20 protein-coding genes are annotated in these 22080 nt (G+C 61.0%); 1 reads left to right on the top strand and 19 read right to left on the bottom strand.

The window, feature by feature from the left end:
* Positions 1-108 precede the first annotated feature (108 nt).
* From murB to ACR0CE_RS06690, 10 genes are all read right to left on the bottom strand, one after another.
* Complete coding sequence (murB, locus tag ACR0CE_RS06735; RefSeq protein WP_480831556.1) at positions 109-1047, bottom strand: UDP-N-acetylmuramate dehydrogenase; 939 nt, start codon at positions 1045-1047, stop codon at positions 109-111.
* Positions 1044-1337 carry a hypothetical protein gene (locus tag ACR0CE_RS06730; RefSeq protein WP_209504519.1) on the bottom strand — a complete coding sequence of 98 codons (294 nt, stop codon included), beginning with the start codon at positions 1335-1337 and terminating at the stop codon, positions 1044-1046. Before ACR0CE_RS06730 ends, murB begins: the two co-directional genes overlap by 4 nt.
* 24 nt (positions 1338-1361) lie before the next feature.
* Positions 1362-1628 carry a DUF2484 family protein gene (locus ACR0CE_RS06725; protein WP_209504520.1) on the bottom strand — a complete coding sequence of 89 codons (267 nt, stop codon included), beginning with the start codon at positions 1626-1628 and terminating at the stop codon, positions 1362-1364.
* The gene (locus tag ACR0CE_RS06720; protein ID WP_480537424.1) at positions 1625-1873 is read right to left on the bottom strand and encodes a DUF2484 family protein; all 249 of its coding nucleotides are present in this window, start codon (positions 1871-1873) and stop codon (positions 1625-1627) included. The genes ACR0CE_RS06725 and ACR0CE_RS06720 overlap by 4 nt, the downstream gene beginning before the upstream one ends.
* Before the next feature lie 75 nt (positions 1874-1948).
* Positions 1949-3358: a UDP-N-acetylmuramate--L-alanine ligase gene (murC, locus tag ACR0CE_RS06715; protein WP_480831553.1), complete on the bottom strand. Its 1410-nt coding sequence runs from the start codon at positions 3356-3358 to the stop codon at positions 1949-1951.
* The gene (locus ACR0CE_RS06710) at positions 3355-4452 is read right to left on the bottom strand and encodes a UDP-N-acetylglucosamine--N-acetylmuramyl-(pentapeptide) pyrophosphoryl-undecaprenol N-acetylglucosamine transferase (RefSeq protein ID WP_480831551.1); all 1098 of its coding nucleotides are present in this window, start codon (positions 4450-4452) and stop codon (positions 3355-3357) included. Before ACR0CE_RS06710 ends, murC begins: the two co-directional genes overlap by 4 nt.
* Positions 4452-5615: a putative lipid II flippase FtsW gene (gene ftsW / locus ACR0CE_RS06705; protein WP_480475947.1), complete on the bottom strand. Its 1164-nt coding sequence runs from the start codon at positions 5613-5615 to the stop codon at positions 4452-4454. The genes ACR0CE_RS06710 and ftsW overlap by 1 nt, the downstream gene beginning before the upstream one ends.
* 188 nt (positions 5616-5803) lie before the next feature.
* The gene (locus ACR0CE_RS06700; RefSeq protein WP_480831550.1) at positions 5804-7405 is read right to left on the bottom strand and encodes a S8 family serine peptidase; all 1602 of its coding nucleotides are present in this window, start codon (positions 7403-7405) and stop codon (positions 5804-5806) included.
* Positions 7406-7426: 21 nt separating this feature from the next.
* The gene (locus tag ACR0CE_RS06695; protein ID WP_480481865.1) at positions 7427-8590 is read right to left on the bottom strand and encodes a phosphatase PAP2 family protein; all 1164 of its coding nucleotides are present in this window, start codon (positions 8588-8590) and stop codon (positions 7427-7429) included.
* 28 nt (positions 8591-8618) lie between these two features.
* Positions 8619-10442 (bottom strand): adenylate/guanylate cyclase domain-containing protein, encoded by a 1824-nt coding sequence (locus ACR0CE_RS06690; protein WP_480831548.1) that lies wholly within the window; start codon positions 10440-10442, stop codon positions 8619-8621.
* Positions 10443-11281: 839 nt separating this feature from the next.
* Here ACR0CE_RS06690 and ACR0CE_RS06685 point away from each other — a divergent pair.
* The gene (locus tag ACR0CE_RS06685) at positions 11282-12463 is read left to right on the top strand and encodes a BaiN/RdsA family NAD(P)/FAD-dependent oxidoreductase (protein ID WP_480831547.1); all 1182 of its coding nucleotides are present in this window, start codon (positions 11282-11284) and stop codon (positions 12461-12463) included.
* A 23-nt stretch (positions 12464-12486) separates the two neighbouring features.
* Here ACR0CE_RS06685 and ACR0CE_RS06680 read toward each other — a convergent pair whose 3' ends face one another.
* The 9 genes from ACR0CE_RS06680 to rsmH all read right to left on the bottom strand — a co-directional run bounded on the left by ACR0CE_RS06680 (position 12487) and on the right by rsmH (position 22080).
* Positions 12487-12861, bottom strand: coding sequence for a glycine zipper family protein (locus ACR0CE_RS06680; RefSeq protein WP_480475937.1), 375 nt, complete (start codon positions 12859-12861; stop codon positions 12487-12489).
* A gap of 109 nt (positions 12862-12970) precedes the next feature.
* Positions 12971-14368, bottom strand: coding sequence for a UDP-N-acetylmuramoyl-L-alanine--D-glutamate ligase (murD, locus tag ACR0CE_RS06675; RefSeq protein WP_480537417.1), 1398 nt, complete (start codon positions 14366-14368; stop codon positions 12971-12973).
* Positions 14365-14910, bottom strand: a complete 546-nt coding sequence (locus ACR0CE_RS06670) for an AAA family ATPase (RefSeq protein WP_480481873.1) — start codon at positions 14908-14910, stop codon at positions 14365-14367. The genes murD and ACR0CE_RS06670 overlap by 4 nt, the downstream gene beginning before the upstream one ends.
* Positions 14907-15989: a phospho-N-acetylmuramoyl-pentapeptide-transferase gene (gene mraY / locus ACR0CE_RS06665; protein ID WP_480506250.1), complete on the bottom strand. Its 1083-nt coding sequence runs from the start codon at positions 15987-15989 to the stop codon at positions 14907-14909. The genes ACR0CE_RS06670 and mraY overlap by 4 nt, the downstream gene beginning before the upstream one ends.
* Before the next feature lie 36 nt (positions 15990-16025).
* Positions 16026-17420, bottom strand: a complete 1395-nt coding sequence (locus ACR0CE_RS06660; RefSeq protein WP_480831545.1) for a UDP-N-acetylmuramoyl-tripeptide--D-alanyl-D-alanine ligase — start codon at positions 17418-17420, stop codon at positions 16026-16028.
* Positions 17417-18916, bottom strand: a complete 1500-nt coding sequence (locus tag ACR0CE_RS06655; RefSeq protein WP_480831543.1) for a UDP-N-acetylmuramoyl-L-alanyl-D-glutamate--2,6-diaminopimelate ligase — start codon at positions 18914-18916, stop codon at positions 17417-17419. The genes ACR0CE_RS06660 and ACR0CE_RS06655 overlap by 4 nt, the downstream gene beginning before the upstream one ends.
* Before the next feature lie 22 nt (positions 18917-18938).
* A complete protein-coding gene (locus ACR0CE_RS06650; protein ID WP_480831542.1) occupies positions 18939-20726 on the bottom strand; it encodes a peptidoglycan D,D-transpeptidase FtsI family protein in 1788 nt (595 codons plus the stop codon).
* Positions 20723-21091, bottom strand: a complete 369-nt coding sequence (ftsL, locus tag ACR0CE_RS06645; RefSeq protein ID WP_209504535.1) for a cell division protein FtsL — start codon at positions 21089-21091, stop codon at positions 20723-20725. Before ftsL ends, ACR0CE_RS06650 begins: the two co-directional genes overlap by 4 nt.
* Positions 21088-22080 (bottom strand): 16S rRNA (cytosine(1402)-N(4))-methyltransferase RsmH, encoded by a 993-nt coding sequence (rsmH, locus tag ACR0CE_RS06640; RefSeq protein ID WP_209504536.1) that lies wholly within the window; start codon positions 22078-22080, stop codon positions 21088-21090. The genes ftsL and rsmH overlap by 4 nt, the downstream gene beginning before the upstream one ends.

The following is a 22080-nucleotide window of genomic DNA, read 5'->3' as shown; positions in this document are numbered from 1 at the left end:
ACCCAATGTGCGCCTCAATGTCCCCGGACCTTATGTGGTGGTCCGTACTGCGTTTATGCCTTTGATCCGTCGCCTGAATTTGCCTGTTTTGGTCTGACGGTCGGGGCTTTATTCTTTTAGCGGATCACCGACCCGCATGATTTCCCACTCTAGCGTGATGCCGCTTGTTTCGTAAACCTTTTTTCGCACCTCTTCGCCCAGACCTTCGAGGTCGTCAGCGGTGGCGGTGCCGGTATTGATCAGGAAGTTCGAGTGTTTCGGGCTCATCTGTGCCCCGCCGCGTGTCGCGCCGCGCATTCCGGCATCGTCGATCACTTTCCACGCCTTGAGGTCATGCACGTCATCAGCCTGCCCGGTCGAGGAAAAACCGGCCGGGTTGCGGAAGGTCGATCCGGCGCTGCGGTCCTTGGTGGGCTGGGTTTCGTCACGCTTTTTCAGTTGCGCTTCCATTCGGGCATGAAGGTCATAGGGATCGCCGGACGGGCCTTCGAACGTGGCCGAAATCAGAACGGCGCCTTCGGGCAGGTCGGACTGGCGATAGCGAAAGTTCAGATCCTCGGTCGTCAGGTCCCGCAGGTCGCCCTGCCGGGTGACAATGGTGGCCTTGCGCAGCACGTCCGCCGTGTAGCTGCCGTAACAGCCCGCATTCATCCGCACCGCGCCCCCGATCGAGCCGGGGATGGTGCGCAGAAAGGTCAGGTCCACACCCGCATCCGCGGCCTTGCGCGCAACATGCGCGTCCAGTGCGGCAGCGCCCGCGATGACCGTATTGCCCTCAACCGAGATGGCGTTGAACCCGCGCCCCAGCCGGATCACCACGGCCCGCAAGCCACCATCGCGCACGATGAGGTTCGAGCCGACCCCCATCGGGAAGACCGGCACACCATCCGGCAGATCGCGCAGGAAGGCCTGCAAGTCTTCGATATCGGCAGGTTGAAACAGGTAATCCGCCGGCCCACCAACGCGGAGCCATGTGAGGTCAGACAGGTTGCGCGCTTTGGACAGGCGGCCCCGGACATCGGGAAGAACAGGGGGAAGCAGAGTCATGTAGTCGCGCGCACCGCCAGGCTGCGCCCACCGACCCCGCCCATGATTGCGGCGAAAAGGAAGGGAAGAACACCGGCAGTCAACCAGACCAGCGGGCCGAACGCCTTGTCTTCTTCACCCGTTCCGACACCAGCCAGCACGACGATCAGCCCCAGACCAACCGCGGATGTCAGCCCGATCAGCCACAATAGACTGCGCAGGCCAAGCCAGCGGCCCGCTGTAAACCCGGCAGCGGCACCCAGAACGAAGGAAACAAGCGGCAGATAGGCAAATGTGGCGATTGTCGCCATGACAGACCTCCTGAAGTTGGCCGGTTATTCTTTGGCCGCCTTCATGCCCTGCATTTTCACCTTTGTCCAACGGGTCAGATAAATCACCGGCCAGCGCAGCACGGACATGCCCATTGCCAGCACCAGCAGCCCGATCCAGGGGCCATTTTCATAGGTGACATAGCCGACGATGGGAATGCCCACGATGATCAGGATATAGGCGCGCGTCCAGTGGTTGTCGGTGCTGGGGATCAGCGCAAGAACGTTGGCGGCAATGCCCCACAGGGCTGCCAGAGCGATAGACCACGTCATTCTGCGACCTCGCGCCCTGTCAATTTGCGCCAGTAATACCGGATGGGGTTGCGGAACATCGACACGAACCCGGCAAATGCCGCGACCGACCAGAACCAGCCGTGGACATATCCAAGCCATACGACCAGCACTGGTGCGCAGACCAACAGGACAAACCCCGGTGGGAATTGCAGCCGCATCGGCAGCATTGCCACGATGGTGGCGCAGATCACCCAAAGCGCTGCAAAGATCATCGAATAGTCCATTCGCCCCTCCGAGGACACGCGACTGTTGCGGTCAGAATATCACACTTTTAAGTTGTGCGACAAACAAATGACGCGTCAAACAGCTTGTTTTCTTTGCAATCTCTCGGGCAGGCCATTGGCCCAGGCGCTGATCGTACCGGCGCCGAGGCAGACGACCATATCGCCGGAACGGGCCTGTTCGCGGACGAGGCGTTCAAGGTCGTCTTCATCCAGCAGCGCGCGGGCGTGGCGGTGGCCGTGACGGATCAGGCCCTGCACCAGATCGTCGCGTGACGCGCCTTCGATCGGGTCTTCACCAGCGGCAAAAACCTCAGCAATGGCCACGACATCGGCGTCGTTGAAACAGGTGCAGAAATCGTCAAACAGGTTGGACAGGCGCGAATAGCGGTGCGGCTGATGCACGGCGATCACGCGACCTTCGGTCGCCTGACGGGCGGCCTTGAGAACGGCTGCGATTTCGACGGGGTGGTGGCCGTAATCGTCGATGATGGTGACGCCATCGATTTCTCCGACCTTTGTAAAGCGACGGTTGACGCCGCCGAAATTGGCCAGCGCGTCGCGGATTTCCGCAGCTTTCATGCCCAGATGACGGGCGACGGCAGCGGCGGACAGCGCGTTTGAGACGTTGTGATCGCCGGGCATCGGCAGGGTGCAGCCTTCGATCATCTTGTCTTCGTATTGCAGATGGATGTCGAAATGCGCCACGCCGCCTTTGTAGGTCAGGTTCACAGCCCGCACATCCGCCTGCGCGTTGAACCCATAGGTTCGCACACGGCGGTCGGTGATGCGGCCGACAAGGGCCTGAACCTCGGCATGATCGGTGCAGCAGACGGCCAGACCGTAGAATGGCAGGTTCGAGACGAATTCGTAAAAGCCGTCCCGCAGCCTGTCGAAATCACCCCAATGTTCCATATGCTCGGGGTCGATATTGGTGACAATGGCAATGGTTGCGGGCAGGCGGTTGAACGAGCCATCGCTCTCGTCGGCTTCGACCACCATCCATTCGCCCTGCCCCATCCGCGCGTTCGATCCATAGGCGTGGATGATGCCGCCATTGATCACGGTCGGATCGAAATCGCCTGCCACCATCAGTTCGGCCATCATGGTCGTCGTGGTGGTCTTGCCGTGTGTTCCGGCAATGGCAATGTTTGAGCGCAGACGCATGAGTTCGGCCAGCATGTCGGCGCGGCGGACAACGGGCAGACCTTGGGCGCGGGCTTGGTCCAGTTCCGGGTTGCCCGGTTTGATCGCGGTCGAGACAACCACGACGGCGGCGTTTTCAAGGTTTTCGGCGCTCTGGCCGACGAAAATCTCGGCCCCCAAACTGGCCAGACGGTCAGTGATCTTCGAGGCTTTCAGGTCCGAGCCCTGCACCTGATACCCCAGGTTCAGCAGCACCTCGGCGATGCCCGACATGCCAATCCCACCGATGCCCACGAAGTGGATCGGCCCTACGTCCTGCGGCAGTTTGGTTGCTGGGTTCATGTGGTCTCCTTCTGCGCCAGCTGCTCGACCAGAGCGACCAGACGCTGGGTGGCATCGGGCGCCCCGACCGACAGGGCACCATGGGCCATTTTCTGTGCGGCTTCGGGGTTCGTAAGAACCGTGGTGATTTGCTGTGTCAGCGTGGGAACGTCAAGCGCATTTTCCGGGATCATGATGGCCCCGCCGGCCTGCACCAGCCCGCGCGCGTTGGCGGTCTGATGATCCCCGGCGGCGGCAGCAAACGGGATCAGGATCGAAGGGCGACCGATGACCGAGATATCGGCCACGCTGGACGCGCCCGAGCGCGAGATCACAAGCTGCGCATCCGACATGCGGCGGGGAATGTCATCGAAGAAGGGCTGAACGTCGGCGCGGATACCATGATCTTGGTAGAATGCGCTGACCCGTTCGCCATCTTCATCCCGCGCCTGATGCGAGACACGGATATGCGCGCGAAGGTCTTGGGGCAGCGCGGCAATCGCACCCGGCACCATATCGCTGAGGATGCGCGCACCCTGCGAGCCGCCCATCACCAGAACCGACATCGGATAGTCACCCGGCGGGACATACCCGGCGGCGGCGCGGTCCAGAACCGCGGCACGTACCGGGTTGCCAGTGTGGATGCCATGCGCGCCTTCAGGCAGATCCGTCGGCCAGACGCCGCAGGCCACCTGTGCAACGCGGGTTGCAAACAGCTGATTCACGCGGCCCAGTACCCCGTTCTGTTCATGGATCATCCGCGGAACTTTCAGCAGGGTCGCTGCGCCCAGCGCCGGGATCGAGGGATAACCGCCAAAGCCTACGACAACATCGGGTTTGTCGCGCATCATCTGGAAGACCATGCTGGTGACACCACCAGCGATAATCGGGCCAACCATCGCCTTGGCCGCCAGACCGCCACGGGCGAAGGTGGCCGAGGACGCCTCGACAATTTCAGTCGAATGGGGAAAGCCGCCGGTATAGCGCGCACCGCGCGGGTCGGTGGACAGGCGCACGCGCCAGCCCTTGTGCAGCATCGCCTCGGCCAGCGCCTGAGCGGGGAACATATGGCCCCCGGTGCCGCCAGCCGCAATCAACAGGTAAGGGTTCCCCATTATCCTCGTCCGCGCAGAATATCGCCTAGTTCGCCCTGTGGGCGGTTTCGGGTGAAGGCCAGCAGCATGCCGACGGCAATACCGCCTGCAATCAGCGACGAGCCGCCATAGCTGACGAACGGCAAAGTCATGCCTTTGGCGGGCAACAGACGTACCGCAACACCCATGTTGATCATCGCCTGAACGCCAAACATGCAGGCCAGACCGGTACCGGCCAGACGAATGAACATGTCGCGTTCGCGCATCAGCCGCAGCAGCGAGCGCACGACGATCAGCGCATACAGCGCAATGATGATCATGACAAGGATCAGGCCGTATTCCTCGGCCGCGACGGCGATGATGAAATCGGTATGGGCATCGGGCAGCGACCATTTCACCTGCCCCTCCCCTACGCCGACGCCGAACAAGCCACCTTCGCGGATGGCGTTGGTGGCATAGCCAAGCTGGGTGGTCGGATCGACCTCTTGATTTAGAAAGCCGTCGATGCGGCGGGCAAAGTGTTCGGAATTCGAATAGGCCAACATCCCGCCCAGAACGACAACACCGGCCATGCCCAGCAACAGCAGCATCGGGGCCCCGGCCACGAAATACATGACGCCCCAGCCGAACAGGATCAGGCAGGCCTGACCGAAATCGGGTTGCATCACCAACATGGCCACGATGGCCATGCAGAGCGCAAAGGACCACAACCGCCCCGGAGGACCGTTGATTTCCTGCGAGGCGGCCAGCAGCCATGCAGCCACGACGACAAAGCCGGGTTTCAGAAACTCGGATGGTTGCAGCGAGGCAAAGCCCAGTGAATACCAGCGCACCGCGCCTTTGCCGAAATCCGTTCCAAACACCGGCAGGAAGACCAGAGCGACGAAGGCCCCCAGAAAACCCAGAACGGCCAGACGCCGCACCAAGGTTGGAGACATCATCGAGGTCAGCAGCATCGCGATCAGCGCCAATCCGCCAAAGAAGGCCTGACGCTCGACATAATGGAAGGGGTCGAACCCGTTGCGACCGGCCAGTGGCGGCGAAGAGGCCAGCCCCAGCAACAGCCCGATGGTAAACAGGATCAGAACGCAGGACATCGTCCAGCGATCGATAGTACGCCACCACTTCGGTAGAATCGGTTCTCCGCGCTGGTCCTGGACCGCGCCATACACCATCTCAGTCATGAGATACCGCCACTCTCTGCCTCGTTAACGCCCCGTTTTCGGGATCTGGCTGAGAGTCTACATGCAATTTGGCGATCAGGCCAGCCTGTTCAGGAGCAAATCGGGATTTCCCGCCCAAGACCCGCGCCGCACGCCCGGATCGCCGGTCAGCCGTTTTACGACGGCCACCGGACGGGAGGAGGTGGGCATCAGACCTTGCTTAGCAGCAGCGGCACATCGAGCAACCCCGCCAGACCGAACAGTTCGGCCCTGGGGGGTGGCGTGTACCCGTTGATCGCATCAGCTTGCAGGGTTCCTGCGGCAGAGGACCAATACCAGTGGGCGTTATTGAAACGCGTTGCAGATGTTTCGAGGTTCTTGAAGATGGCTTTGATCTGCACCCCGTTGAGAACATTGGGCGACTTTCGCTGCATCATCGCTATTGCCCCGGCAACAAGGGCCGAAGCCCCCGAAGTGCCGCCGAATTCAGTATACAGCCCGGCAGGATCGTCCACCGCCTTTTTTCGGGTTTTGACCGCCGCGGCAAGGCTGCCTTCGACATAGCCCCGCGGGCCCGGCACATCCAAGGTCACCAACCGTTGAGGCGCGAATTCGACAATCGGGATCGCGTCACCACTGCCGTCGCGTTTCAGGTGATGTTTCGGGTTTTCCAGATGGAAGTCAGTGGCCGAGGCTGCATCACGGTCCAGACGAATTTGATAGCGGTTGTAGATCTCACCGTCATCCGAGGGGGCGGACACGGTCAGATCAGCAGAGTGGTTTGAATACCCGGACCGGGTGCCATTATAGTTGACGGCCCCCACCGAGATGATCCCGTTGGTTGGATCACCGGACAGGCTGGCAGGGTAAATCAGTTCACTTCGACCGTCATTGCCAGCCGCGCAGACCACCGGAATTCTCGTGCTGACCCATTTGATGATCTTGTCCAGCGCCGACCATGCCACCGAGATGTCGCGCGCGTCGCCGTCGGGTTCGTCGCGCCTCGTCTCGTGCAGGCGCGTCTTTTCGTGCGAGTCCAGACCCGGATAGAACGGCTCGGTGCCAGTGGCAGGGCGAAATCTATATCCCGGCCAATGAGCAGGGTTCGCGGCATCGCGCGGAAACAGGATGACATGCGCGCCTTTGTGGAGGGCATAAAGAAACGCCGCAATCAACTCTTCCGGGCTGGGTGAGATCGACGTCGTGATCGGAATAACCCTGCTTTTGGGATCAACCCCGTAATACGCCGCGATATTGCCGGTATTGCCGAATTGATCCGCCGCAAAGCTGGTTCCGCAGGCCAGCCCGGCACAGCTGGTGCCGTGCCCGGCATAGCGATCGTCATAAGCATCGATGTAACGCTTGACACCGAACCCCGATCTCAATCCGGCAATCACCCGCTGTTCCTGCGACGTCAGGCCCGGAATGCCCAAGGGGTTCTGAATGCCCGACAGATGTTGCACATGTTCTTCGATATGTTCTGCCCCTGCCCCAACGGCCGACCGGTCGATGTATTTGACACCGAACGGGTGGCTGGCCAGATCAAGGGCTTCGTCCCGAATGACCCTGTCCGCCGGAACCGGTCCGGTGTCCGGCGCTTTCAGGTTTGGGTGATGCGGGGCCACGCCCATGTCGATCAGGGCGATCTTCGCCTCGGCCAGAGCAGGGCCTGTGAAATCCCAGATCGCGCTGTCGATTTCCGGGCAAGTCTCTCCGTCAGCGGGCGGGGGCGCCTTGACGGTCAAGGCTTTGATCGCGACCAGATGCCAGAGATAGTAATATCGTGCGTAGTCTTCGTTTCCTGCGGTCATTTCGTCACCTCGCGTTGATCCTTAACCCAGCCATTCGTCTTGTGCTTCGTCCATCAGTTCGTCCAGAACCTCGGTCAGGTAAGCCACGGTTTTTCTGGCCAGACTTCGCCCGGCGGCTGTGTCGCTTGGGTAGTGCAGACCAGCCCATTCGCGGTTTTCAGCAATCCGCTGGGCGCGGTGGAACAAAGCGACAGTGCCCGGATGTTCAGGGATCAGCCGCGAGAACAGTTCGGCAATCGCGAAGGATTGGTAGGAGTGGTTCGAGGGGTAAGCCGCATGAAAAGGCACCGGGATAAAGGGCCGGATCAGCGGCTGGATGATATTGGGTCTGGGTCGGCTGAAACGGTTCTTGTAGGTCAGGCCGATTTCATTCGTCAGTTCCAGCAGGATCGTCATCAGTGCACGTGTCGCATCAAAGCCGCCCTGCTCGTCAATGCCCAGCGGGCTGAGATAGTCATCAATACCAAAGCCAGCCTGCGCCACGATTTCCTCGCGCCGTGTCGCCTGATTTGACCACTTGAGCCGACCTTGCAGGATCAGCAAGTATTCGGTTTCCTTCATGCTTTCGTCAGGGCCCGGTGGCGGCAGAAGGTCGATGTTTTCCCAGACCTTGCCCAGCAGACCGGATGCGGGCAGCATTCCGATCCGGCACAGATCGCGCATCTCGCGCCAGCCGAAGGAGGCATCACTACCGCCAAAGTCAAAATCGCTGCGGTTCCGGTTGCGATTGCGATTTCTGTTTCGGTTGCGGTTTCTGTTGCGATTGCGGTTTCTGTTGCGATTCCTGTTTCGATTCAAAGCAAACGCCGAAGATGCGCTCATCGCGATTGAGGCCGCGCCGAGGGCAGAGCGTTTCCCGATCTCACCGTCTATCGAATCCATTACGCCTGCGTCAGCCTTGAGCGGATCGATAAACCGCTCGTCCTGCATGAAATCGCTGAGTTTGCGCAGCGTTTCATCGTCCAACACCTCTGGGTCCAGCGCGTTGATCGCTTTACTGTATTGCAGGTAACTCTCTCTCTGGGCATCGAAAATGAAATTGTTCAGCTCAGATTGGTTCGCCCCCAATGAGGTACCGAGACCACCGGTTCCGGCAAGGTTCATCAGTTTCACCACTTTGCACGAGATCAGCTCACCACGTCGGACCATCATTCCGAAACCGTTGAGCGTGGAAACGTAAGACATAAGTAAACCCCCTACTTTTACCCCTGCTTTAAGCGTGTTGCGGCAATCCGATCCTGGACAGGCCGCTTTCCATCAGTTGCGCGCTGAACCGTGTTGGCACCGGGAACCGGTCCTGCTGGATGCAGGCCAGCGACATGTCCGGTTCTAATTCGATCAACCGTTTCAAAGCGCTTTTACCAAGTTGCCGATCGCCTGCGTGCCCATAGGCCGCTGCTAGGTAACGCATGACCGCTTTGAATTGCGGCTGAACCTCCATCACGGATTCTCCGAACCTGATGGATTTCTCGAACTCGCCATTGACCAGCGCGGCGACGCATCCTGCCCCGTCAAACAGGTGCCGGTACGGGTTGTGCCGACCCAGAAGCCGGGCCTTCTGCGCGGCTTCCACCGCCAGCGCGGGGCGATCTGTGTAGCAATAAAGCATGGCGGCTGAATCCCAGCTCATCGCCCGATAAGGGCTGAGCTCGAGCGCGCGGTCGACCAGATCCTGCGCCACCGAAAACTCTCGGAACACGTAGGAATGCACGTGGGCGACAAGGCCCAGAACAGTGCCGTTATCCGGGTCAGCCTCGACCGCGCGGCGGGCCAGATCGCGTGCTTGCGCTTCCAGTGTGGCATCCCAGGTACCGTACCGTTCACCGACCTTGAAGGTCGTGACATAAGCCAGCCACGCTAGGTAGGCTGGTTTGGGATCAAGCTCGTAGGCAGCCAGAATGTCCGCCTCCAACTCATCGACTCCCGGCCCTGTCATGGTCAGCAGATGATGCACGGCTGCAAGAGCCGTCTTCGCCGCGTGATGGGAGGCCGGATCGCGCATGTGACGCCCGTTCAGCAAAGCCGTCAGCAAAGCGTCGGTGGCATAGCTGATGAACGATGTCAGTCCCGAGCAGTTTTGCCCCAGAAAGTCACCCTGATCCGCCACCACATTCTGGCTCCAGATCACTTTTCTGTCTTCCGACCGCATTGCGGTGGCGGACACTTGTAACATGCTGCCACAGGTCGAAGCGCGACACTGAAGGAAAAGATCAGGTCCAGCCGACAGTGGTTCCTTTGGAAGCGCGACCTGCGGCACCCGGTAATCCTGAACCTCGAGCGCTTCGGTTTCGGTAAGGGATTTGGACAGCTGTTCCGCGACGATGTTGGACACGAATGTCGCGGTTTCGGAACTGCCACCGACATCCGGAGACAACAGACCTATCACGAAATTCGGGCGCGGTACGGAGAACGACATCTGCTCGGACCGGAAGGCTGTTGGATTGGTGGGAACGGGAACCGGCTGTGCTTTTCCGTCCTTCTCATAGGGGACGTCGATGGTTGCGCGGGCCACTTTGAACAGTTCGAGCGTGGCACCGATATTCTTGAGATTGGGCCGCCCGATCGAGTTGAACAGGAAATCCTGTCGTCCGCGCAGCGCATTGCGCACAACGCTTGAGACCAGAACCTCGCCGGATGAGCCGACGCTTTCGATCCGGGCCGCCGTATTCACAGCGTCGCCGATGATCTGCTGGTCAACCTCGAACGTGTCGCCCAGATGTATCCCAATTCGATACCCTTTGGCGTACCGGTCGGGGGCATGGGTCAGGACATCCTGCATCCCCAGCGCAGTTTCGACGGCGGCACGCGCGCTTGGGAAAACGGCGCACAGCCCGTCACCGGTCAGGCCGGTCACCCGGCCCCGAAAGCTGTTAACCAGATCGCTGACGCAATTCAGATCGCGGCGGATTCTGGCCAGTGTTTCAAGCTCGGCCTCGCGGACGGCGGCAGAGTAATCACATGCATCAAGGAACAGGATCGCCCTGAGCCGCGCCTTGGGAAGGTCGCTTGGATTGTTCAAATTCAGAGTAATACCCATGATCGTGTCTCGGAACTCTTTAACTTGTTGAAATGTGCCACCCCGAAAACAGGCGGGCTGGCACGCATCAGAGGCGTGTTGTGATTGCAGATGCAGCCGACGGGTGTGAATGGCGCTGCATTGCGCGGGACGGGCCACGGGCCTGAATGGAAATCACGAGGCATTAATCGGCCCGCTGATGAGATTTGGTTTCTAAAATGCGTTAAGTTCAAAATAATAAGGGTTATTGTATTGTTTTAGTGAACTTCCGTCGACATATTTTTATTTTTGCACATATTTTTCGGTGCAATTTGGCGAATTTACCCGGCATCTGTGGCGCTTTGTGCTTGGCGGGAAAGACGGGCTGACGCGGCAAGACTTCCCGTTAGGAGTGCGCGAGGGCTGACCCCGGTCAAGCCTTTGGCATTGGAGCTTCCTGTTGCCGCTAAACCGGGCGGACGGCATGACACGACAGCGGCTGACTGGTACCGGAAATCGATTCTCCAAAAAGTATCTGAACGTTGCCCGGCCCTCGCCGTTTCTGCCAGACATGCCTGCCACCACCCTGTTCGGTGGCCCAACATTTGGCGGGACCAGGTGCCCTGCACAACCTGAACGGTGCCGCAATTTGACCGGACCAGAGCGTGGTTTTCTGTGATCTGCACCCTTCCAACCCCGCCCCGCGACGCGCGCGCATAATCCCGACAACCAGCCCAAACCGGCCCCCGTGCAAGGGTGTCACCGCCCGCAGGCCCCGATTTTCCGGGAATCATTCACCTGACAACTAAATCCTTTGCCTCAGGCCCGGTGCGCCGGGTTTCACCCTTGTCATCGCCGAAAATCCACGCCAAGGGCGGTGCATGAGGTTCGATACGATCATATTGGGCGCCGGAGCGGCAGGCATGATGTGTGCGGCCCGTTGCGGTGGGCGGGTGCTGGTAATCGACCACGCCAAGGCGCCGGGCGAGAAAATCCGCATCTCGGGCGGAGGGCGGTGCAATTTTACCAACATGTATGCGGGGCCGGGCAACTTCCTGTCGCAAAACCCGCATTTCTGCAAATCCGCGCTGGCCCGGTTTACGCAGTGGGATTTTGTTGACCTGGTGAACCGGCACGGCATCAAATGGCATGAGAAAACGCTGGGGCAGTTGTTCTGCGACGGCTCCTCGAAGCAGATCATCCAGATGTTGCTGGACGAGATGAGCCGCACCGGCGCCGAGTTTTGGGTGCAGACCGCGCTGCGTGATCTGCGCAAGGAGGACACCGGATTCGCGCTGGAGGTCGAGCGTGAGGGGCAGCGCCTGCATCTGACCTGCGCCAATCTGGTGCTGGCCACGGGGGGCAAATCCATCCCCAAGATGGGCGCGACCGGGCTGGCCTATGACATTGCCCGGCAGTTTGGCCTGCGGGTGACCGACACCCGCGCGGCGCTGGTGCCGTTCACCTTTTCGGATGGCCGGTTCAAGGACCTGTCCGGTGTTTCCCTGCCCGTGCGGCTTTCTAACGAACGCACAAGTTTTGACGAAGCGCTGTTGTTCACCCATCGCGGCCTCAGCGGGCCGTCCGTTTTGCAGCTGTCCTCTTATTGGCGCGAAGGTGAGGAGATCGGCGTGAACCTGATCCCCGAACTGCCCCTGTTCGATCTGCTGCGTGCGCAACGGCAAAACGCCGGGCGCAAGGCGCTGACAACGGAACTTGCGCGGCATCTGCCGTCCCGGCTGGTCGAGTATCTGAGCCAAGTCATTCCGATGTCCGGCAATCTGGCCGATCAGTCGGACGCGAAGCTGTCTGAACTGGTCGCGGCCCTGTCTGACTGGCGGCTGGTACCGTCGGGAACCGAAGGGTATCGCACTGCCGAGGTCACACTGGGCGGAATAGATACCGATGATCTGTCGTCGAAAACGATGGAGGCCAAGGATGTCCCTGGCCTCTATGCGATTGGCGAAGCGGTGGATGTCACCGGGTGGCTTGGCGGCTACAACTTTCAATGGGCGTGGTCATCAGGCCATGCCGCAGGTGTTGCCATTGCCGCCAGGCATTAACCTACACTTCCGTTTGCGCGGCATTAACCTACGACGTTGTAGCCGCGACCGCGCATGCAGTTGCGCACGATCACTTCCTGATTCTGGGTATTGCTGATCGCACTGGCACCCACACCGACCAGAGCACCGGCGGCCGCCGCACGGCCCAGATCGCTGGCGCTGTTGTCGATAATCGCTGTGGTTGCCGCCGCACCAGCCGCGCCGATGGCGGCAGCGCCCGCGGTGTTGCTGTCCAGCGTCGGGCGAGACCGGGCCAGCGCCTGACAATTGGCCAGATCGGACTGGTAGTTCGGACCCACAGGCCCGTCGATGATAGGAACATAATTCGCCCCGCTATTGGCGCAGGCCCCGGCCAGCGCAACGACGGGAAGGATGGAGAGAATTTTGCGTGCAGACATTTCCGCTTCCTCTTTATTGACCTGGAGGTGACGCAACCTCAATTCCCACAAAGTGTCAATCTGATTGAAAAATGTCCACATCTACCGGCGGGCTGTTGCAGGTGCGGCCTTAGCACAGCCGTTTTTGCACCTGCGCCGTGAAGTCGTCGCCACGCTGTTCGAAATTGTCATATTGATCGAAACTTGCCGCCGCCGGAGCGAGCAGAACGGTCTCCCCCGCCTGGGCTTCCGCCATGGCATGCGCCACTGCTGCCTCCATCGTGGTACAGACCTGCGCGTCGACCGTCAGCTGCATCGCAAAGCCCGCCGCCTCACGACCGATGACATAGGCTTTTATCACTTGATCCGCTGCTGCGTTCAGGGCTGCGACGCCGCCTTCTTTCTCAAGCCCGCCACAGATCCAGCGGATCTGTTTGAACGCAGTCAGCGCCTTCAGGGCGCTATCGACATTGGTCGCCTTGGAGTCGTTGACATAGGTTACCCCGTCCGCCTCGGCGATGATCTGGCTGCGGTGCGGCAGGCCCGGGAACGCGTGCAGCGCATCCTCGATCACGCGCGGCGCTAGGCCCAGCGACCGGCAGGCCGCATAAGCCGCACAGGCGTTCTGGTGGTTGTGGGCACCGGGAAGGCCTTTGATCGCGCGCAGGTCGATAGACCCGGCCTGCCGCCCCTTGCGGTATTCCGACAAAAACCCCTTGCGCGCGAAGACCTGCCATCCCGGCCCGGTCAGCTTTCGCGTTACCGAGATACGGATCACCCGATCATCCGCCGGCCCTTCGGCCAGCTGGCCAGCCAGAAAGGCGCCTTCGGTTTCATCGATGCCAACGATCGCGCGGTCCGGGCCGCCTTCGGCAAACAACCTTCGTTTGGCCGCGAAGTATCCGCCCATGCCACCGTGGCGATCCAGGTGATCTGGCGAAAGGTTGGTGAACACCGCCACATCCGGGGTCAGCGCACGGGCCAGTTCCGTCTGATAGCTGGAAAGTTCCAGCACCACGACCGAGCCATCGCCACCCGGATCGATATCCAAAACACCGCGCCCTATATTTCCGGCCAACTGCGCCTCGCGCCCGGCCTCGGTCAGGATGTGATGGATCAGCGCCGCGGTGGTGGATTTCCCGTTCGAGCCGGTGACCGCGATGACCCGTGGCGGAGTGTCATAGTTGCTCCATTCCGGCCCCGCAAAAGAGCGGAAGAACAGGCCGATATCATTGTCGACCGGCACGCCTGCATCCAAAGCTGCGGCAACCACGGGGTTGGGTTCGGGATAAAGATGCGGAATGCCCGGTGAAACGATGAGCGTGGCAATCGTGTCAAACGCCCCCTGTTTGCGCAGGTCGGCACAGGAGAACCCTTCGCCCTCGGCGTTGGCGCGGGCTGTGGGGTTGTCATCCCAGCAGACCGGTTCCGCCCCGCCTGCGCGCAAGGCGCGTGCGGTTGCAAGACCGGACCGGCCCAATCCCAGAACCGCAACTTTCTGCCCTGAAAAGCCTTTGACCGGGATCATTTCATGTGTCCTTTGCCTAGCTGCGCTTCAAGCCAGTCTGCCCGCTCGACCACGGGCCGTTTCGGGACAAGGACTGTCTGGAAACCAAGTTTCGGTAAGCGGTCGCACAAAGCTTCATATTCCGCAAGAGCGTCAGACAGATCATGCTGTCGCTCGCTGTCCTGAACATAGATTTCAGGCCATGGTGGAAACAGGAACACCCGGCAATCATAGTCAAGCCGCAGAATCTTATCACGCAGTGCATTTTCAAGATTTGTGCCCGTGCGCTCGAACCAGATCAGAGCATCCAGCGCCGACCTGTCAAACAGAACCAGACCAGCTGGAGCATGGGCCATGTCGTCAAAAGCCGTGCCGATCACCTTTCTGCAAAACGCCTCGGGGTCATTCCACGGTAACGCGTTCCCACCGCTATCCTGCTCGGCCCTGACCACACGTCGACCAGGTTCAGGAACCGTTGCGTAGCCACGTTTCGCCATTTCCTGCAGCAGGGTTGACTTACCTCCGCTGGAACATCCTGACAAAACAATTCGGCGGTTGGTCACCGCACCTTCAGCGTTGCAAGACCGATCATCGCCAGGATCAGCGAGATGATCCAGAAGCGGATGACGATGGTCGGCTCGGCCCAGCCTTTTTTCTCATAATGGTGATGGATCGGGGCCATCAGGAAGACCCGTTTGCCGGTGCGTTTGAAGTAGAGGACCTGAATGATCACGCTCAGCGCCTCGACCACGAACAGCCCGCCGACGACGGCCAGAACCAGCTCGTGCTTGGTGGCAACGGCAATGGCGCCCAGCGCGCCGCCCAGCGCCAGCGATCCGGTGTCGCCCATGAAGACCGCCGCCGGGGGGGCGTTGTACCAAAGGAACCCCAGACCCGCACCAAAGAGCGCTGAGGTAAAGATAAAGATCTCACCGGTGCCCGGCACGTAATGCACGTCGAGATATTCGGTAAAGTCGACGCGGCCCACCGCATAGGCAATCACGCCCAGCGTCGAGGCGGCGATCATCGCTGGCATGATGGCCAGCCCGTCCAGACCGTCGGTCAGGTTTACTGCGTTGGCGGCCCCTACGATCACGACAATCGCAAACGGGATATAGAAGATGCCCAGATTGACCAGCGTGTCCTTGAATACGGGTACAGCCAGCTGGTTCTGCAACGCTTCGGGGTGGTGCAAAGTCGCCCAAAGCGATGCCAGCACGGCAATAATCACGCCCAATGCGAGGCGCATCCTGCCTGAAACCCCCTGCGTGTTCTGTTTTGAGACCTTCGCGTAGTCATCCGCGAATCCGATGGCCGCATAAGACAGGGTCACGAAAAGCACCATCCAGACATACGGGTTGTCCAGACGCGCCCAGACAAGGGTCGAGGTCACAAGTGCCCCGACAATCAGCAACCCGCCCATCGTTGGCGTGCCTGCCTTGGAAAAATGCCCCTCGGGGCCATCATTGCGGATCGGCTGGCCCTTGCCCTGCTTTCTGCGCAGCACGTTGATCAGCGGTTTTCCGAAGATGAACCCAAAGATCAGTGCCGTCATGAAGGCACCGCCTGCGCGGAAGGTGATATACCGGAAGAGGTTCCAGAAATCCCCGCCATCCGACAGGGCGGTCAACCAGTACAGCATGACAATACCTTTCTCACACGAGGCGCATGGGCGTGATCACCCATCAAGCGCGCCCCCTTGCCCCATTTTGCGCAGACCGTCAACAATCGAGGCCAATCCCATGCTGAGGGAGCCCTTGGCCAGCACAGTATCGCCATCCCTGACCAGCGAAGGCAACCGTTCGGCCATCTCGGTGCTGGTTTCAGACCAGAGGCCGCGTTTTGCCGGGGGCAGCGCGTGGTGCAGTGCCCGCATCAACGGGCCTATACAATGCACCTGATCAACATGTGCCATCGCTTTGGCATCGGCTATGGCGGCGTGCATCGCCTCTTCCTGCACGCCCAGCTCTTTCATATCGCCCAGAAAGGCGATGCGGCGTTTGCCTTGTGAGGCGGCGAGCACATCCAGCGCGGCCTCCATCGAGGTCGGGTTGGCGTTATAGCTGTCATCCAGCAGTTCGATCTGCCCGCCGCCGGGCAGAGGAATGCTTTCCCGAACGCCACGCCCCTTGACCGGGGACCATGCGCGCAGACCCGCGATAGCGTCATCCAGATCGACACCCAGTTCAACGCAGGCAGCCATAGCCCCGAGCGCGTTCATGGCGAAATGCGTACCGGCAGAGTTCACCTCAAAACGGAATACCTGATCACCAACGGCAGCTTCGGCAGTCACGGTGTTCGCCCCCTGCTGAACGTCGGTCAGCCGGTAATCCGTTGCGCCTTGGCCGAAATCAACAATCCCGGCCCCCTGCCCAAGCGCCGTTTGGCGCAGGATGTCCGCGTCGTCGATGTCTGCGTTGACGATTGCCGCGCCACCGGGTTCGAGCCCTTCAAAGATCGCTGCTTTTTCATGGGCGATGCCCGCGACTGACTCGAAGGCTTCCAGATGCACCGCCGCCACGGTCGTGACCAGCGCCACATGCGGGCGGGCCTGCCGGGCCAGCGGGGCAATCTCGCCCGGATGGTTCATGCCAATCTCGATCACCGCGAATTCAGTGTCGCGCGGCATCCGTGCAAGGGTCAGCGGAACGCCCCAGTGGTTGTTATAGCTGGCCACGCTGGCATGGGTTTTGCCTTGTGTTTCAAGGATCACAGCCAGCATTTCCTTGGTCGACGTCTTGCCGACACTGCCGGTCACCCCCACCACACGCGCATTCGTTCTGGCGCGAGCCGCCTGCCCCAAAGCCTCGAGCGCCGCCTGCACATCATCAACGATCAGCAGTGGTGCGTCTGGCGATACGTTGTCGGGAATATGCGAGACCAAAGCCGCGCCTGCGCCTTTCTCAAGCGCCTGAGCCACGAATTCATGCCCGTCCCGCGCCGCTTTCAGCGCCACAAACAGATCACCGGGTTGAAGGGTGCGCGTGTCGATGGAGACACCATCAGCGGTCCAATCGGCCGTGACCCGCCCCCCCGTTGCCTGAGCGGCCTCGGATTCTGTCCAGAGCGTCATGCGACCCTCCCGTCCAACGCGGCGACGGAAATGCTGGCTTGTTCGACATCATCGAAGGGCAGCACCTGATCGCCGACGACCTGACCGGTTTCGTGGCCCTTGCCCGCAATCAGCAGTGCGTCGCCGGGTTGCAGGGCATCGATGCCGCGCAGAATGGCTTCGGCGCGGTCGCCGACCTCGGTCACGCTGACGTCGCCCGCTGCCTCGAGCGCACCTGCCATGACGGCGGCGCGGATGGCGGCGGGGTCTTCGCTGCGTGGGTTGTCGTCGGTGACGAAAACCATATCTGCGTGGTTGGCGGCTGCCTTTCCCATCAGCGGGCGTTTCGTGGCATCGCGGTCGCCGCCCGCGCCGACAATGGCGATCAAACGACCCATCACATGCGGACGCAGCGCCTTGAGGGCGGTGGCCACGGCGTCGGGGGTGTGCGCGTAATCCACAAAAACCGTCGCGCCGTTGTCGCGGGTAGCGGCCAGTTGCATACGCCCGCGCACGGTGGTCAGGTGCGGCAGCGTTTCAAAGACCCGTTCGGGGCTGTCGCCCGCAGCAATCACCAGCCCGCAGGCCAGCAGGATGTTTTCGGCCTGGAACCCTCCGATCAGGTTCAGGCGGGTCTGGAAGGTCCGGCCCTGCCACGCAAATCGCAGATCCTGCCCGGTAGCATCGAACCGCTGGTTGATCAGGCACAGATCGGCGTCGCCCAACCCGACGGTCAGCACCGATTGACTGCGTGCCTCGGCGATCCGGCGGACCCGAGACCCCTTGGGATCGCTCAGGTTGATAACAGCCGTGCCATCCTGCGGCAGAACGCGGTCGAACAACCCGGCCTTGGCTGCGAAATACGCTTCAAAAGTCTCGTGGTAATCCAGATGATCCTGCGTGAAGTTCGAAAACCCGGCAGCGGTCAGGTGCACGCCATCCAGGCGGCGCTGTTCGAGGCCGTGGGACGAGGCCTCCATCGCGGCGTGGGTCACGCCGTTTTCGGCGGCTTCCGCCATACAGCGATGCAGGGTGATTGGCTCGGGAGTGGTATGGGCCAGCGGTGCGGTCCATGCCCCTTCGACACCGGTTGTCCCAAGGTTGACGGCGGCATGGCCCAGTTCGGTCCAGATCTGGCGCACAAAGGTGGCAACCGAGGTTTTACCGTTGGTTCCCGTGACCGCGACAATCGTCTGCGGCATCGCACCGAACCATAGGGCGGCGGCCCCGGCCAGTGCCTGACGCGGGTCTTCGACAACCACCAGCGCCGCATCCGACGCCGCAAGTTCAGTTGTTGCGATATTCGCCCCTTCGGCATCGGTCAGGATGGCGGCGGCCCCCATGCGCAGGGCGTATTGAATGAACGTGCCGCCATGAACCCGCGTGCCGGGAAGAGCTGCAAACAGGAAACCGTCTTTCACCTCGCGGCTGTCAACGGCCAGACCGGTGATCTCGGGGTTAACCCCGCCTCGCGCGGTCAGGGCCAGTTGGCTGAGTTTCTTTGTCCTTGTGCCCATGACCCACCTCTTGCCGGACAGCCTAGTTTGAGGTCAGCGTTATAGCAGCGCCCGCCTCAGGCTCAAGCCGGGGACGCAAGCCCAGCAGAGGTGCCACGCGACCAATAAGTTCGGCAGCTACAGGCACCGCGGTCCAGCCTGCGGTGCGGCGTTTTTCGCCGTATGCCACGATTGAGGGTTCATCCAGCGTGACGATCAGCACATATTTCGGATCATAAGCCGGGAAGATCGTTGCGAAAGTGGCGATGACCTTGTCTTCGTAATACCCGCCGCGTGGCTTGGGCTTGTCTGCCGTGCCGGTCTTGCCAGCCACGTCATACCCTTTCACCTCGCCAAAGCTGGCGGTGCCATCCGTCACCACTTTGCGCAGCATCTTCTGCGCCTGACGCGCGGTTCCCTGCGACATCACGCGGGGGCCATATTGTGGACCGTTCTGGCGCAGGATGGTCGGGCTGACATAGTGCCCGCCATTGGCAATCGCCGCATATCCCGCCGCCAGATGCATCGGGCTGGTTGACAGGCCATGGCCGTAGGAAATGGTCACAGTGCTCAACTCGCCCCATTTCTTTGGCTTCAGCGGCACACCGCCCGTGGCCTCGACAATCTCGAACGGGGTCGGGTCGAACATGCCGAGCGCATTCAGAAAATCCTGTTGGCGCTGCGCGCCGATCTGCAACGCCAGACGCCCGGTGCCACGGTTCGAGCTGTGGACGATCACATCCGCCACGCTGATCTTGCCGTAATTCTTGCCGTTGAACTCTCCGATCGGGAAGCGCCCGATCTTCATCGGGCCGGATGTATCGATGATGGTGTTCGAGTTTACCAGCCCAAGTTCAACCGCCTGCGCGGCGGTGAAAATCTTGAAGACCGAACCCAGTTCGTACACGCCCTGCACATAGCGGTTGAACAGCGGGCTGTCCGAGGGATCAAACCCCGAGGTCGGCGGGCGTGGGCGATCATTGGGATCGAATGAGGGCAGCGAGGCGGCGGACACAACCTCGCCCGTATGCGCATTCATCAGAACCGCCGATGCGCCCTTGGCGTTCATGATCTTCATACCGCCGTAGAGCACCTGTTCGACCGCGGCCTGAATGGTCAGGTCCAGCGACAGTTGCAGCGGCTTGTTGCCATTGGCTGGGTCGCGCAGATAGTCGTCAAACTGCTTTTCCACCCCGGCCACACCGATCACCTCGGCGGCGCTGACGCCCTCGCGGCCAAAACCGGAGCCGCCCAGGATGTGCGCGGCCAACTTGCCGTTGGGATAGAGGCGCATCTCGCGCGGGCCAAACAGGATGCCGGGATCACCGATGTCGTGCACGGCCTGTTTCTGTTCGGGCGAAATGCGTTTCTTGATCCACAGGAACTTGCGCTTGCCAGTGAAATCCTTGACCAGACGCTCTTTATCCAGATCGGGGAAGATCGCGACCAGCTGATCTGCTGCCGCAATCGGATCGATCATCAGTGGCGGCTGCGCGTAGACGGAATAGGTATCCAGATTGGTGGCCAGAATGCGCCCTTCGCGGTCGACGATATTGGCGCGCTGCATAGCAATCGCGGCCCCCGGCGCATTGGCCAGTGGCTCCTGCACCTCGGACGTTGCCAACATGCCCATGCGGACGCCAACCACCGAGAATGCGCAGAAGAAGAACAGCCCCAGCACCAGCAGACGCCCTTCGGCGCGGGCGCGGGCGCGGTCTTTCATGTCTTCGTGGCGCTTGCGGATGTTTTCACGCTCGATCGCCTTTGGGTTTTCGCCACGGGCGCGGGCGTCAAGGATACGGGCCAGTGGACGAAGGGGCGTGCGTGTCATGGGATCTGCACCTCGCCCAATGCCTGAATGTCGGTGATGGCCTGCAATTCAATCGGGTCAACGATGGGCAGGTCCGGGTCTTCGGCAAAGGCAATCTGATCGGCGCGCCCGAACTGTTCGGCCCGCAGAGGCAGCAGACCAAGGCGTTCAAAATTCAGGTCCGCCAGTTCTCGCAGCCGGTCGGGGCGGTTCAAATAAGCCCATTCTGCGTTCAGGACCGCCAGCCGCACCTGCGCCATGCCGATCTCGCGTTGCAGGGATTGCGTTTCCTTCACCACCTGTTGGGTGCGATAATTCTCCTGATAGGCCCAAAGCGCCAATCCGAACACGGACAGAGCAGTCAACACATACAAAACACTCTTCATCTTGCCCTTCCCCCAAGTTGAGGCATTCCAATGGCGCGGGCCTCAATTTCCCCCGCCGGAGCATCGGTGCGGATCGCGACACGCAGCTTGGCCGAGCGCGCGCGCGGGTTTTCCTGCAATTCCTGTTCGTCGGGCCCAACAGCCTTGCGGGTCTTCAGCGTGAATTGCGGCTGGTCCTGTTCCATCTCGGGCGCATAGCGGTTCGCACGCCCTGTTTTGCCCGCGCGCGACTGAAAGAACCGTTTGACCATCCGGTCCTCGATGGAATGGAAGGTGACAACAGCCAGCTGCCCACCGGGTTTCAGCGCACGTTCGGCGGCCATAAGGCCCTGAAACAGCTCTTCATACTCGGCATTCACCGCGATCCGCAGACCCTGAAAACTGCGCGTTGCGGGATGCGATTGCCCCGGTTTCGGGCGCGGCAGACAGGATTCGACAATCTCGGCCAGTCGCAGGGTGGTTGTGATCGGCGCCTCGGTTCGCGCCCGGACAATCGCCTTGGCAATCCGGCGGCTGGCGCGTTCTTCGCCATAGTGGAACAGGATATCGGCCAGTTGCGCCTCGGTCGCTGTGTTTACCAGATCGGCGGCGCTTTCGCCTTGCTGGCTCATCCGCATATCCAGCGGACCGTCCTTCATGAAGGAAAACCCGCGCTCGGCCTGATCCAGCTGCATCGAGGACACGCCAAGATCCAGCACAACGCCATCCAGATCCTGCGCGTATTCGTCCATGCGCGAGAATACGCCGGGCTGCATCACCAGCCGGTCGCCGTAATCCTGCGCCCAATCTGCCGCCATTTCAAAGGCCAGCGGGTCACGGTCTACACCGATGACCTTGTCTGCCCCGGCCTCCAACAGCCCGCGCGTATAGCCGCCCGCGCCAAACGTGCCGTCCAGCCAGATGCCCGTGACCGGCGCAACCGCAGCCAGCAAGGGGCGCAGCAGAACGGGGATATGTGGTTTTTCAGATGAGGACGCAGCGCCGGCCAT

It is taken from the genome of Ruegeria sp. L11, from assembly GCF_056531755.1.
Note: the sequence above shows the minus strand (reverse complement) of the source record. Positions and strands in the feature narration are given on the sequence as shown.

Excerpts from the sequence above, each read along its gene's own strand:
- murB (WP_480831556.1), bottom strand. The coding sequence starts at position 1,047 with ATGACTCTGCTTCCCCCTGTTCTTCCCGATGTCCGGGGCCGCCTGTCC.
- ACR0CE_RS06730 (WP_209504519.1), bottom strand. The coding sequence starts at position 1,337 with ATGGCGACAATCGCCACATTTGCCTATCTGCCGCTTGTTTCCTTCGTT.
- ACR0CE_RS06725 (WP_209504520.1), bottom strand. The coding sequence starts at position 1,628 with ATGACGTGGTCTATCGCTCTGGCAGCCCTGTGGGGCATTGCCGCCAAC.
- ACR0CE_RS06720 (WP_480537424.1), bottom strand. The coding sequence starts at position 1,873 with ATGGACTATTCGATGATCTTTGCAGCGCTTTGGGTGATCTGCGCCACC.
- murC (WP_480831553.1), bottom strand. The coding sequence starts at position 3,358 with ATGAACCCAGCAACCAAACTGCCGCAGGACGTAGGGCCGATCCACTTC.
- ACR0CE_RS06710 (WP_480831551.1), bottom strand. The coding sequence starts at position 4,452 with ATGGGGAACCCTTACCTGTTGATTGCGGCTGGCGGCACCGGGGGCCAT.
- ftsW (WP_480475947.1), bottom strand. The coding sequence starts at position 5,615 with ATGACTGAGATGGTGTATGGCGCGGTCCAGGACCAGCGCGGAGAACCG.
- ACR0CE_RS06700 (WP_480831550.1), bottom strand. The coding sequence starts at position 7,405 with ATGACCGCAGGAAACGAAGACTACGCACGATATTACTATCTCTGGCAT.
- ACR0CE_RS06695 (WP_480481865.1), bottom strand. The coding sequence starts at position 8,590 with ATGTCTTACGTTTCCACGCTCAACGGTTTCGGAATGATGGTCCGACGT.
- ACR0CE_RS06690 (WP_480831548.1), bottom strand. The coding sequence starts at position 10,442 with ATGGGTATTACTCTGAATTTGAACAATCCAAGCGACCTTCCCAAGGCG.
- ACR0CE_RS06685 (WP_480831547.1), top strand. The coding sequence starts at position 11,282 with ATGAGGTTCGATACGATCATATTGGGCGCCGGAGCGGCAGGCATGATG.
- ACR0CE_RS06680 (WP_480475937.1), bottom strand. The coding sequence starts at position 12,861 with ATGTCTGCACGCAAAATTCTCTCCATCCTTCCCGTCGTTGCGCTGGCC.
- murD (WP_480537417.1), bottom strand. The coding sequence starts at position 14,368 with ATGATCCCGGTCAAAGGCTTTTCAGGGCAGAAAGTTGCGGTTCTGGGA.
- mraY (WP_480506250.1), bottom strand. The coding sequence starts at position 15,989 with ATGCTGTACTGGTTGACCGCCCTGTCGGATGGCGGGGATTTCTGGAAC.
- ACR0CE_RS06660 (WP_480831545.1), bottom strand. The coding sequence starts at position 17,420 with ATGACGCTCTGGACAGAATCCGAGGCCGCTCAGGCAACGGGGGGGCGG.
- ACR0CE_RS06655 (WP_480831543.1), bottom strand. The coding sequence starts at position 18,916 with ATGGGCACAAGGACAAAGAAACTCAGCCAACTGGCCCTGACCGCGCGA.
- ACR0CE_RS06650 (WP_480831542.1), bottom strand. The coding sequence starts at position 20,726 with ATGACACGCACGCCCCTTCGTCCACTGGCCCGTATCCTTGACGCCCGC.
- ftsL (WP_209504535.1), bottom strand. The coding sequence starts at position 21,091 with ATGAAGAGTGTTTTGTATGTGTTGACTGCTCTGTCCGTGTTCGGATTG.
- rsmH (WP_209504536.1), bottom strand. The coding sequence starts at position 22,080 with ATGGCCGGCGCTGCGTCCTCATCTGAAAAACCACATATCCCCGTTCTG.